The organism is Pantoea sp. Seng (genome assembly GCF_009829935.1).
Classification (GTDB): domain Bacteria; phylum Pseudomonadota; class Gammaproteobacteria; order Enterobacterales; family Enterobacteriaceae; genus Pantoea; species Pantoea communis.
The window spans coordinates 151,573-163,718 of the sequence record NZ_SZZV01000006.1 but is presented as its reverse complement, the minus strand read 5'-3'; the positions used below and the strand labels follow the sequence as shown (position 1 = coordinate 163,718).

13 protein-coding genes and 1 pseudogene are annotated in these 12,146 nt (G+C 49.1%); 5 read left to right on the top strand and 9 right to left on the bottom strand.

Features of this window, described 5'->3' with window-relative positions; genetic code table 11:
• Positions 1-24 precede the first annotated feature (24 nt).
• Positions 25-417: a YgiW/YdeI family stress tolerance OB fold protein gene (locus FD737_RS08100; protein ID WP_097117742.1), complete on the top strand. Its 393-nt coding sequence runs from the start codon at positions 25-27 to the stop codon at positions 415-417.
• Positions 418-853: 436 nt separating this feature from the next.
• Here the strand turns inward: FD737_RS08100 and FD737_RS24030 are convergent, their stop codons facing one another.
• The 6 genes and pseudogenes from FD737_RS24030 to FD737_RS08080 form a co-directional block, all read right to left on the bottom strand.
• Complete coding sequence (locus FD737_RS24030) at positions 854-988, bottom strand: hypothetical protein (protein WP_255253252.1); 135 nt, start codon at positions 986-988, stop codon at positions 854-856.
• A gap of 107 nt (positions 989-1,095) precedes the next feature.
• A pseudogene (locus FD737_RS24130) lies at positions 1,096-1,176 on the bottom strand (hypothetical protein); the annotation flags it as partial.
• Positions 1,176-1,598 (bottom strand): translesion error-prone DNA polymerase V autoproteolytic subunit, encoded by a 423-nt coding sequence (gene umuD, locus FD737_RS08095; RefSeq protein WP_058961188.1) that lies wholly within the window; start codon positions 1,596-1,598, stop codon positions 1,176-1,178. The pseudogene FD737_RS24130 and the gene umuD, both read right to left, overlap by 1 nt.
• A gap of 1,534 nt (positions 1,599-3,132) precedes the next feature.
• Entirely contained in the window at positions 3,133-3,312 is a 180-nt protein-coding gene (locus FD737_RS08090; protein ID WP_097117740.1) for a hypothetical protein, read from the bottom strand.
• 643 nt (positions 3,313-3,955) lie between these two features.
• Positions 3,956-4,141 (bottom strand): general stress protein, encoded by a 186-nt coding sequence (locus FD737_RS08085; RefSeq protein ID WP_160833212.1) that lies wholly within the window; start codon positions 4,139-4,141, stop codon positions 3,956-3,958.
• A 404-nt stretch (positions 4,142-4,545) separates the two neighbouring features.
• Complete coding sequence (locus FD737_RS08080; RefSeq protein WP_097117738.1) at positions 4,546-4,785, bottom strand: DNA polymerase V; 240 nt, start codon at positions 4,783-4,785, stop codon at positions 4,546-4,548.
• A gap of 923 nt (positions 4,786-5,708) precedes the next feature.
• Here FD737_RS08080 and FD737_RS24125 point away from each other — a divergent pair.
• On the top strand, positions 5,709-6,053 hold the full coding sequence (locus FD737_RS24125; protein WP_370523044.1) for a YetF domain-containing protein: 345 nt from the start codon (positions 5,709-5,711) through the stop codon (positions 6,051-6,053).
• Between the two features lie 340 nt (positions 6,054-6,393).
• Here the strand turns inward: FD737_RS24125 and FD737_RS08075 are convergent, their stop codons facing one another.
• Both FD737_RS08075 and FD737_RS08070 read right to left on the bottom strand, forming a co-directional pair.
• Positions 6,394-7,158 (bottom strand): SDR family NAD(P)-dependent oxidoreductase, encoded by a 765-nt coding sequence (locus FD737_RS08075; RefSeq protein WP_160833211.1) that lies wholly within the window; start codon positions 7,156-7,158, stop codon positions 6,394-6,396.
• 204 nt (positions 7,159-7,362) lie between these two features.
• Positions 7,363-8,472: a glutathione-independent formaldehyde dehydrogenase gene (locus FD737_RS08070; RefSeq protein WP_160833210.1), complete on the bottom strand. Its 1,110-nt coding sequence runs from the start codon at positions 8,470-8,472 to the stop codon at positions 7,363-7,365.
• 232 nt (positions 8,473-8,704) lie between these two features.
• Between FD737_RS08070 and FD737_RS08065 the strand changes: the two genes are divergently transcribed.
• From FD737_RS08065 to FD737_RS24025, 3 genes are all read left to right on the top strand, one after another.
• The gene (locus FD737_RS08065) at positions 8,705-8,872 is read left to right on the top strand and encodes a general stress protein (RefSeq protein ID WP_097117734.1); all 168 of its coding nucleotides are present in this window, start codon (positions 8,705-8,707) and stop codon (positions 8,870-8,872) included.
• Positions 8,873-9,017: 145 nt separating this feature from the next.
• Positions 9,018-9,491, top strand: coding sequence for a ferritin-like domain-containing protein (locus tag FD737_RS08060; protein ID WP_097117733.1), 474 nt, complete (start codon positions 9,018-9,020; stop codon positions 9,489-9,491).
• A gap of 6 nt (positions 9,492-9,497) precedes the next feature.
• Positions 9,498-9,683 carry a DUF892 family protein gene (locus tag FD737_RS24025; RefSeq protein ID WP_160833209.1) on the top strand — a complete coding sequence of 62 codons (186 nt, stop codon included), beginning with the start codon at positions 9,498-9,500 and terminating at the stop codon, positions 9,681-9,683.
• Between the two features lie 91 nt (positions 9,684-9,774).
• Here the strand turns inward: FD737_RS24025 and FD737_RS08050 are convergent, their stop codons facing one another.
• Positions 9,775-12,126 (bottom strand): phosphoketolase, encoded by a 2,352-nt coding sequence (locus tag FD737_RS08050; protein ID WP_160833208.1) that lies wholly within the window; start codon positions 12,124-12,126, stop codon positions 9,775-9,777.
• Between the last annotated feature and the right edge of the window lie 20 nt (positions 12,127-12,146).

Here is a 12,146-nt window from a genome sequence, read left to right as displayed (position 1 = left end):
GAAGACACATCAATGGAGAATGAAATGAATAAGGTCGCCTGGATTGCAGTGATGTTACCTCTGAGCGTCGGTGCATATGCCGAAACGGGAGGATATGAAGCCGGTAAGACGCCCCCACCTCAGAATAAGGAAGATGCCGGGTATAAGGGGTCGGAAGATACGGCAGAAACACCGGTTACGCTGATCAAAGATTTTCGTCAGGGGGGCTATGTCACGCTTGAGGGCTATATCGTCAAAAAGATCAAAGGCGACACTTATCAGTTCCGTGACAGCTCAGGCACGGTCAACATCGATGCTCCGGCCAGCACTTTCAAAGGCAAAACGTACAGTGCAGAAGACAAGGTCCGCGTAAGCGGGAAAGTCTACGGTAAAGGCGAAAGCGCGCATCTCAAAGTTTCCCGTATCGACGAACCTTAAGGTGCTGTTCAGGGCCCCCGCTAAAGTCACTGCAGGGGGCCGGAATGCTTTATCTTCAAAATCCAAAGGCTAAGCGTTAACTTCATCTCCTCCCGCCCTTAGCAACTTTGCGGCATCTAATGCAAACGCCTTTACCTGCAGGTCTGATGACCCCGCAGCGATGCGTTCAAGTTCAATGATGATACTCACCCTGCTAAGCGGTACTCCTTTTGCGGCCAGTTCGACTACAGCCGATCCGATGGCACATCCAATCATTCCTGCGCGATTTGAATTCATGTCGTTCATATCAAGTAAAGAAAACGCCGGTTTGGTTTAAGTACAAAGTTAGTCGGAAAATATGAACTTTCAAATATACCTAACGTCATAACTTATATGGAGATTATCCCATGTAACGAATTTCGCCCGCCAATGCGGGCCTTTTTTTGCCCGATGAAGTTCAAACGGGTGAAGAATCCGACACGTTCAAAGCGCTCACTTCATGCGTCACCAGCCCCACAACGATCACATCCTCAAGCAAATCATCCTCAAGAAGCAGCCCGTCTTCAGTCAGGATACGGTTTGGATGAAACATCGTCACTCCATTCCAGCCTCCCCGCCACCTTTAGAAGCACGGTGCTATCGTTACCCGGCCGCCGGAGTTCATCCACAATGCAGCATCGCCCTCTTAACTCGACCAGATACCGGCTTACCACGCAGATCAGGCCTGAACACTGTCTCGCAACTGGCGTAAAAAGAGTTCACATCCACCAGGGCAAACATTAACGGCCCATCGTCTTAATGGAGTGCCGGACCACGCCGAAGATTTCAAACTGATCGGCATCGGGGATCGGGATAATGGCGTGCGCGGCGTTCATCGGTTTCAGGTGCAGGAAAGGCCGGGTCATCAGTTGCTTCACGGTGAACTCGCCGGAAATCGCGGCCACGATGATATCCCCATGCTCCGCGGTGACGGAGCTGTCCACCACCAGCATGTCGCCATCATTAATACCACCCTCAATCATCGAATCTCCGCTGACCCGGATGAAGTAGGTTGAGCTGGGATGACTGACCAGCAGATTATTAAGATCCAGCCGCTGTTCGACATAGTCCTGAGCCGGAGACGGAAAGCCACACGGAACTCTGGCAATGAAAAGCGGTAACTCCAGAATGGCGCGGATTTCCGCAGGTCTGAAAAACTCCATGATGATAGCCCTGACAAATACTGTATATATAAACAGTAATCGTAAGCAGTACAATCGATCAAGTCGGGCATGAAGACTTTTTCCAAACGCGTTGTTGGCAAAGGGGATTTAATCTGAGGTGGACATGGCATTTCAGTATGACCGGGCCGGTTGCCATAAGCGCAGGCGTTTTAGATTTGAGCATTTTTAGGCCGACATAAACCAGAAATAATCAGAAGCATTCTCTTGCCGCTTCGGTTAAATCTCTGAAATTTAGTTTATAAATCGTTAATTAATATAACTTACTGGAAATTACTGGAATTTTATCACTTTTGTTAACACATCCTACCACACAGTAATTATTGGTCTAAGGTATGGGGGTCAGTTGTTGACTGGCAGCACAGCACACAGGATGCGTTTCATACGAGAGAGACATTCCTTAGCCACTGCTTTTTTGCCCGCCTTGAGCGGGCTTTTTTTAGCTTACCTTTCCCCTGAAACGCGCGGTTGAAAACCAACTACTCGTTCGAGTGGCGTTTAGCTGTGAGGCTGCCCGTCAATTTCCGTACCTTATTAAAAACCCCCTGACTTCGCTATACGGCTACGCTTTTGGTCTGTGAAGACCTGCACTACGCTTAATGAGCAAAATGCCTGTGCGGTAACGCTGGGATACATGCTGCGTGCTCAGTAGGTGAATTATCAGCACGGCAGTGTCGGTGATTTCAGCGATGACCAACTGGCCACCAGCCCGATGTCGTGTTTTGCCTGATACCGCTCGTTTACCTGAGGTGACTTATGGATGTTTCACCAGGATTCGTTGTTGTACTGAATATCGTGGCCATTGCGGTGTTGGCGATAGGTTTACCGAAATATCTGAACGGGTTTTAAAGCGCTTAGCCCGGCGCTTTGCAGGCCATTACACGACGTAAGTATCCATCGCTAAACCGCCGATGTCATTGAACGGTCGGTGATGAATAAGGGCGGGTTTTTCATCGTTTCAAATTCTCGTGGTCAGACAGACAGGAGATTGAACATGCGATACCTGATCATACCGGCCGTCACCACTTTACTGGTTCTGGTGATTGTGTTTCTGGTACAAACCCAGTGGGGACCCACGCCCTGGTGACTCGACGCATCAGAGCGGGCAAATAAAAAGAAAACTGAGTAGTCAGCACTCTGCATGAACCGGACTCACGTCTGGTTCATGCTTTTTTTTTGCTGGCGATGAGCCGCTAGTCCCTACCGACAGTTATCAGGATGATTGCTCAGCACCCGTTGGGATTGAACACCTTGAGAGATTACTCATCCACACAGTAGCCATCCCTGAATGTTATCTGGTGCATCTCGATCTACTTTTCCTAAATACCTGCAACTCGTTTCATGTAGCCGAAAGCAGAACCTGAAACAAGTTAAAGCACTCGGGTTGCGTTGACAGGAGAGATACGTTCCTCGCTAACGCTTGTAGGCCGTCCTGCGCGGGCATTTCAAATGGCAATGTCTCGTTTCCATACGACTCCCTCTGCCAGGGTGGAGGTATGTCGTACAGGTGTTGTCATTATTCTGCCGGGGGTTCGAGGCGATCACTGATGACATTGTACCCCTGCTCGATAAAATCATCAGGGTGAACGGGCAGACTTCGGCTTGGCTTGAACCATCCTCCCCCTTCACCATCGGCGAAGTACCAGACTTCAGGTTGAGTCTCGCCCTTCTGGACCCAATAAAAACCCTGTTCCATTTGTTCACTCCCAACGAAATTAATGTTCGTCCAGTCTCAGAAAAAACAGACAATATGTTTCGTCTACGAATAGGTGAATGATTCATGAATGAAGTACGGGAAGATGGAGGTGTCGGAAAGCGACATCAGATCAGAAGTGTCAGTCACCGCGCAATTCGGTGCGCAACAGGTTTTTGAACTTTGAGATTTCATATTTGCCCCTTGTCAGAGGGGGAATGGCCCAGGCATAGCACCGGGGAAGAGATTAAAGCATGCGCTAAAAGGACGTAAAAGGACAGGACGTTTGGGTGTTACTAAACAGAATTGTTACCTGAGCCGCTTAATAATCAGGCATCCACCAACTTATCTTACCGGTCGGTCACCTGAACGCTTTTTGTGTCTGACCTCTGGTGAATCCGTTGCTTTTACCGTGTCATCCTCTACACAGAGAATTTTATAGAGATTTACGCAAGTACTTTGAGGTGTGCCATGGGTGGCAACAGGATCTGCACAGTAACATGTTCCGCCACTTATGTTCGGGAAAGTATCAACCAGACCAGCTAAATGTATGGATACAAAGATGGACGAGAAGATCATACTTCCTCCTGTTTATGTTTTTCAAAGCAAGGCCGGTATAACTCAACCCGGCCGGCTGTCTGGCTAATTAACTTTCCTCAGTTGCCGCTTTGCGCCTGCGGCTGATTTGTCCGCCCTTGCGACCGGCTTCAACAGCGCGATCTGGACAATTTTTGAAGTTTCCCCCGCTTGAACTTCCTCCTTTACGCCCGGCTTCACGCGCGCGGTCCGCATCCTCAGCAAAATTACCGGCCCCACCTCTTCTTGATGGCATGTATCCCCCTTATATATCAGTCGAATATTAAGCGTGCTAACGTTCCAATGAGAAATAATATGGCTCAATTTTTCGATAAGACCACATTTAAAATACATGTTTACCGCTTCGCTTGTTTCTGTTTAAAACAACGAGTTAACCGTTACGCTTATATTCAATTGCTTTTAAAAGGGAAATTTTTGAAGTTGTACAAAACCAAAACAAGCTGTACATGATTGTTGGATTTGCCTTTTTGTGACATATATCACGGTTTTAAATTTTATAATTATATTGATCTGGATTTTTCATTTATTTCAGCAAGATAGGGAAATTAATGTCTCGCTGTTCATGATTTAGTCCCATTGAAAAACTCATAATCAATTGCCTGCTACGGGGTGTACCCAATTGAGCGTGGCACACGTTGCTCAATTCCTTCCGTTCGGATTAAAGACCTGAAACATGCGTTCTTCACCCTCACTTGTCGAAATATCCCTGAACGTTGTTGTGTGCATCTCGATCCATTTGTTGGCGGCGCGTAGCGAGTAGCGCCAGTTCAGGCGATCGAGTTCTTTCACAAAGTCGAGAGTGCTGACGGTGTAGCGACCAGCGGCATCGCGTTTTATCGCCTGCCTGAAGGCAATCATGATTTCATAGTCACGGGGCATATCGGTGCCCTCCCAAAACTAAACTGTATATATATACAGTAATTGCAATCTCTGAGAGTGAGCAAGTGCTTTAAGGGCGTTTTATCAGAACTCATTGGCAGTAAAAAGGATTTACTTTTCCGGCTTCGCTTTCATATGTGGACAGATGTGACCAGGCTTTGTAAGCAACGCTGGGTTGCCTGATTTCTGGAAAGGAATGTTATGAAGAGTTTTTTAGGTGGGATTTTTATCGTTGCAAGTCTGATGACTCTGGCAGGCTGTCAGGAACCCGGTCCTGCAGTAGGGCCGGATGGCCGTCCTCACGCACCAAGCCAGCAATCCGTGCCCGGAGGTCCTCAGGGCCAGGGTCCCATCGGTCAGCCACAGTCATAAAAAAGTCCGGCCGGTGTGCCGGACTGTATTAACTAAGTAACGACATCAACTGTTCAAATTAATGAAATCCACTTCCTTCCCTGTATTATCTCCTCCCACACATTCTATGTCGAATTAAGTCATTTAAGTGAACAACCATTCATTTAACTTGTTCTGCGTCTCTTGTGAAAGAGACTTAACTAATTATCCTCATTTTTATTTTATGCCAAGATAAACAATGCCACTCAATCAAGGGGTAAGTTTTTATCCTATTAGTTGTAGAGGGGTGTGAATGGGTCGGTAGGTTTTTCGAATCAGTTTGCATTGAGCGCGGACGCAACTTTTTTATTTCTATCATGCTTCGTGAACTGTTTAAGGTATAGAAGCGAACCGTTATAAAAATAAAATATTGTGAGCCATAATGAATAAACGAATCGCCAAATCATCACTTTAAAGGAGAAAACCTTCATTAATTTTTCACCTTTGATTTTAAAACCCAAAGCCCGTTTGAAACTTCCCACTCACTCCTATTCAAGTTAATCCCTTGATTGAAAGCTGTCCGGCTATAATTTATAGAGTACGTTTCTGAGAATCTGGACCGGCTGAACATTTCAGAAGATGAGTTTCTGATGGAGTTACGCCTTAAAGGGGCCGAACACCTTGGTCAGATACGGCTGGGGCTGGTAGAGGTCGATGGCCAGCTCAGCCTCTATTTTTATCCGGACGAAGCAGTGCGGGCCGGGTTATCTGTACTTCCTGAAGCACACCGTCACTGTTTCACCCAAATCCCTGAAACAGGTTTATATGCCTGTAACCGCTGCGGCACTACTCGAGAGATACCTGGATATGAAGAACCTAGATGTCCTAAATGCGGACGCAATACCTGGTCACTCGCATTGAACAAAAAGCGGGTCTGAAGCCCAAGTGCAGCATATTTTTCGATATCTCATAACATTCTGAACCAGCGTCCAGCCACTCAGGAAACTTCTTTTTCTGGCGCTTTAACCTACCTACCACCATAAAAATTTTATGCATTTGCACCCAACTGACTCTACTCCGGCTATATACCGGCTCTTCGTATGACTTTGACCGATAATAAGCGTTGAGACTGTTAGGGGTTAATATGGATGTATGCACCAAAGATGTACCTGATAAATTTTTCAAGGTGGTCAGGAAAACGGCTTTATATTGAATAACCGAACTCACACGCATTTTGAAGAATTGATAGGGGAACGTTGATTGCTCCCCGTTTAGATATTAAGCCTGTTTGGGTTGGCCATTAGACGCCGTCAGCCCGCCGTCTACGGGCAGGTTCACTCCTGTGATATAACGCGCATCATCGCTGGCAATAAAGGCGATTGCACTGGCGATATCTTCAGCCTGGCCAGCCCGCTGGAGGGGAATGCGGTCATAGAACTTGTTTAACAGTTCATGATTGTCCTTCATATCTTCGGTAAGATCGGTCAGCGTAAATCCAGGGCAGATGGCATTCACGCGAACACCGTCCGCACCATAATCCATCGCCAGCGCGCGCGTAAAATTGGTCACGCCGCCCTTCGCAGCGTTATAAACGCTCATTCCCCAGTCTCCACCCAGTCCTGAAACCGAAGACGTGTTCACCACATTCCCTTGGGTTTTGAGCAATGAGGGCATGAAGTAATGAACACAATGAAATACCCCATCCAGATCAGCCCCCATCAGCTTTTTCCAGTCTTCAACGGCCACTTCATGTATTTTTCCCTGAACGACACTCCCCGCATTGTTCACCAGGACGTCGACTCTGCCATAGGTTTGTTCGACCAGTTCCGCCAGCTGTTTAACCTGGACGGAATCAGACACATCACAAGGCGCGATAAGATGCTCTCCCTTGGGAAGGGCATGAAGCGTGGTTTCGAGTTTTTCACGGGTTCTTCCCACCAGCACCACCGAAGCACCTTCACTGGCAAAACGCTTTGCTGAGGCCGCCCCAATTCCTGAACCCGCACCGGTGATCACGACAACTTTTTCCAAAAAACGTGACATCGTTATTCTCCTTTAGGCCTTTTTAATGAGTGATAAGCCTGGCAGCCATGAGAGGATGATCAAGCGAAGCAGGATCGCCAGGATGGGACATCAATGGAAGTGGATACCCGCGGGCATACCCGGTAAGCCCTTAACCTTTTAAACAAGGTAAGGGCTTATCGAAAACCTAAAGAGCTGGGTTTATGGTTTAAGAATAACTTTTGTTCAGCCGGGCGCTCGGCTGTCAAAATTTTTATAGCCTTCAGGAGCCTCATCGAGGCTCAGACGATGCGAGATAATCCGGCCAGGGTTGGCTTTATCATGGTGAATAAGCCGTGCGAGCTGCCGGTTGTAGGCCTTCACGTTTGCCTGACCAGTGCGGATGGACTGCCCCTTGAACCAGAAGCTGCCAAAATCAAACGGCATTTTCCCCTCTTTTGCCAGGTCGCTTTCCGCTGCAGGATCCTGGGGCACGAAGACCCCCACCACGCCTATTCCGCCTGTCGCCTTGGTGGAGGCGACCAGGCTTTTCATAGTTGCACTGTTGTCTTCATGGCCGTGTTTATTGCAGCACTGGTAACCAACACATTCACAACCGCAGTCTGTACCCCTGCCGTCAGTCAGCTCAAGGATTTTCTGTACGGCTTCATCCCCGGCAGCATTAACCGGTGTGGCACCGAATTGCTCAGCAAGGGCCAGACGATCGCTGTGAGTATCAATAACAAAGACCTGGGAGGCCCCTTTGATGATGGCAGAATGCGCGGCCATCAGTCCCACCGGCCCCGCCCCGTAGATGGCGACGCTTTCTCCCGGACGCAGCCCCGCCAGTTCGGTTGCATGCCAGCCGGTCGGGAAGATATCTGAAAGCATGACGTAATCTTCTTCTTTCTCCGCCGCATCCTCTGGGAGGACCAGACAGTTGAAATCGGCAAAAGGAACCCGCAACAATTCCGCCTGACCACCGTCCCACGGCCCCATTTCAGTAAAACCATAAGCGGCGCCCGCACTCCCCGGGTTAGCTGTCAGACAAAATCCGGTCAGGCCTTTTTCACAGTTTTCACAGAAGCCGCAGCCTACATTGAAGGGCATACATACGCGGTCACCCACTTTGATACGCTCGACTCCCTGGCCAACTTCAACGACCTCGCCCATGTTTTCATGGCCAAAAATCCGTCCTTCTTCGAAGCTGGTACGTCCTTCATACATATGCAGATCCGAACCGCATATATTCGTGGTGGTTATCCGGCTTAATGCATCTTCGGGACGCTCAATTATTGCATCAGGAACATTTTTTACCGTTACGTTAAATGGGCCGTTGTAAATAATTGCTTTCATAAGATCGCCTTAGCCATTATCTGAGTAGTTACAAAGTTAACTGAAGTATTAAATCGTTGCGCTTATATCTTTTTACCTGTCAATTCTCCACAACAAATATGGCACATATTCCAGATTATGATTTAAATGGTGCCGACGCGCTTGCATGAAGTTGATTGTGAATTACGATTAAAATGCTATATGCATATTTTCACTTAATCATCACGATAACAGTTCATGTAGAGGAAATATTATGGCTCAACATAGAGGCGGTTCAGGAAACTTTGCAGAAGACCCCAAAAGAGCATCTGAAGCTGGAAGGAAAGGTGGTCAGGCAAGCGGTGGTAATTTCAAAAATGATCGTGAGAGAGCTTCCACAGCGGGTAAGAAAGGTGGCCAGAACAGACATAAAAGTTCGTGATAATCCTAATAATATCGTTAGGAATCAAAGAAGCCATTTTCAATAATTAAATATTTTAATCTTCGACTTATCAATTCAAACATATTTTGCCCTTTACCTCAGACGGAAATTTCCAATTCGTCAAGAACTCGCTGGAGTTTACCCTATGAAAGTTAAAACACTTCTCGATTTATTTATCCATGACCTGTCCGATGTTTATAGTGCTGAAAAACAAATCACCCGCGCCCTGCCAAAAATGATCCGTGCTGCATCCGAGCCAAAACTTAAAGAGGCCTTTCAGCATCACCTTGAAGAAACCCAGGGTCAGATTGAGCGTCTCGACCAACTTGTGGAAGCACATGAGGAGGTGCGCATAGTGCGTATGAAATGCCATGCGCTTGAAGGCCTGGTTGAAGAAGCGCAGGAATTGATCGAAGCGACTGAACCTGGTCCCGTCAGAGATGCAGGCCTCATTGGAGCCGCCCAGAAAGTGGAACATTACGAAATCGCGACGTACGGCACGCTGATTGCACTGGCCATCAAGCTTCAGCTTGGAGAAGCCTCCTCGCTTTTGAAAGAGACGCTGGATGAAGAAAAAAATACCGATCACAAACTGACATCTATCGCTGAAAGACAGTGATATGAGGTGGGGAGCTACACCAGTCTTATCTGCGCGACCAAGCGCGTCGGCGACACGGCAAGCGTCCCTGTACTGAAGCAAATATGCGAGCAGGAACTGGCGATGTCTGACTGGCTGATCAGTCATTTGCCGGAGTTAACCGAACAGTTCCTGACGCTGAGTGAGGATCTCGACTCAAACGCCAAGCGCTGAAATCCCTGACGTGATAAATGCCATATCTTTAAAGTGAAGCGGGTAAAAATATACCCGCTTTCATTTGGCCCAATCCCCCGTGTAAACGACTTCATCCGCCCCAAACCCAGTTGCGCACTTCAGGCACATCCTCGCCATGCTCTCTTACATAACGATGGTGCTCAGCGATTCGCTCCTGCAGGTCGTCGAGGAGTTCCGGATGACGATCAGCTAAGCCCGGCACATGCCAAATGGCCGACTGAGCCAGATGATAGCGATCCAGCTCATTCAGCACCGTCATATCAAATGGTGTGGTGGTAGTACCCTCTTCATTGAAGCCATGAACATGGAAGTTACCGTGATTGTTTCTCTGATAGGTCAGGCGATGCACCAGACTTGGATAACCATGGAAGGCAAAGATGACGGGTTTATCCGTGGTGAAAAGGGCATCGAACTCTTCTTCGGCTTTGCCATGCGGATGCTGCTCCTGCGTCTGCAACGCCAGTAAATCCACCACATTGACGACCCTGATACGCAATTCCGGCAGATAGCCCTTTAGCAAATCGACTGCCGCCAGGGTTTCCATGGTAGGCACGTCCCCCGCGCAGGCCATAACAACATCAGGTTCACCCTCACAACTCGCCCAGTTCCATATACCCATACCCGCCTGACAGTGAGAAATGGCACTCTCTATATCCAGCCACTGGGGTGAAGGTTGTTTACCTGCAACAATAACATTGATCCGGTCCCATGTTCGCAGGCAGTGGTCCCCGACCCACAGCAGCGTATTAGCATCGGGTGGCAGGTATATGCGCACTATGTCGGCTTTCTTGTTCGCGACATGATCAATAAATCCCGGATCCTGATGGCTGTAGCCATTGTGATCCTGACGCCAGACGTGGGACGACAACAGATAGTTCAGCGAGGAGATCGGCTGTCGCCAGCCCAGCTTGCGGGTGACCTTCAGCCATTTAGCGTGCTGGTTAAACATCGAATCGACGATATGAATAAAGGCTTCATAGCAGTTAAACAGCCCGTGACGCCCTGTTAGCAGATAGCCCTCCAGCCAGCCCTGACACTGATGCTCACTGAGGATCTCCATGACACGACCGTCACGTGACAGCTGTTCATCATAATCCTTGATGGGTTCCATCCAGGTGCGGGAGGTGACGTCAAACACGGGTGACAGACGGTTGGATGCCGTTTCATCCGGGCCAAACAGGCGGAAGTTATCAAGATTCTTTTGGAAGACTGCACTCAGGTAACGGCCAAACTGTTCGGTGGCCTGTCCCTGTGTGCTGCCGGGCTGACCGGTCTCGAGCGCAAAGTCGTGAATATCTGGCGTAATCAGTTTACGGCGCAGCCTTCCCCCGTTGGCATAGGGGGTTGCACCCATACGCTTATTACCCTTCGGGGCAAGCGCGCGCAATTCAGGTGCAAGCGCTCCGCTTGGCTCAAACAGTTCCTGCGGCTGATAGCTGCGCAGCCATTGTTCAAGGATCTGGCGATGGCCATCATCCTCACGGCAAGCGGAAACAGGTACCTGATGGGCTCGCCAGAATCCCTCCACTTTTTTGCCATCCACCTCACGCGGGCCGGTCCATCCTTTCGGGCTGCGCAGAATAATCATGGGCCAGCGTGGCACAGCATCAGTTGCATTACCGCTGCGCGCCTGGTGCTGGATATCAGCGATGATGTCAAACGCCGTGTCCAGCGCGGTGGCCATCTGCTGATGCATGGCAAGCGGCTCGTGGCCGCTGACAAAGAGCGGGGTATATCCATAGCCACTAAATAGCTGCTGAAGATCTTCATCACTGCTGCGTCCCAGCAACGTAGGGTTTGCGATTTTATAACCGTTGAGATGGAGAATTGGCAGCACCGCCCCATCTCGTTGGGCGTTCAGAAATTTAATCCCGTGCCAGCTGGCAGCCAGTGGACCCGTCTCCGCTTCACCGTCACCGATGACACAGGGCACCACCAGTTCAGGATTATCGAAGGCCGCGCCAAACGCATGCGACAGCGAATAGCCAAGTTCGCCTCCTTCATTAATCGAGCCCGGCGTTTCAGGGGCAGCGTGGCTCGGTATCCCGCCCGGGAAAGAAAACTGTTTAAAAAGCCTCTGCATTCCCTCTTCGTCTTCACTGACGTGAGGATAAATTTCGCTATAGCTGCCTTCCAGCCAGCTGTTAGCCACCATGCCGGGGCCACCATGTCCGGGCCCGCAGACGTAAAGGAGATCACGGTCGCGCTGGCGAATAATGCGGTTGAGGTGAGCATAGATAAAGTTCAGGCCCGGCGTGGTTCCCCAGTGCCCCAGTAAACGAGGTTTGATATGTTCTGGCTTCAGGGGTTCCCGCAGAAGCGGATTTTCCATGAGATAGATTTGTCCCACAGAGAGGTAATTTGCCGCGCGCCAGTATCTGTCTATCAGAGCAAGTTCATTGGTCCCGGTGACTGTCGTCATACCTGTTCCTCCGATGTTGC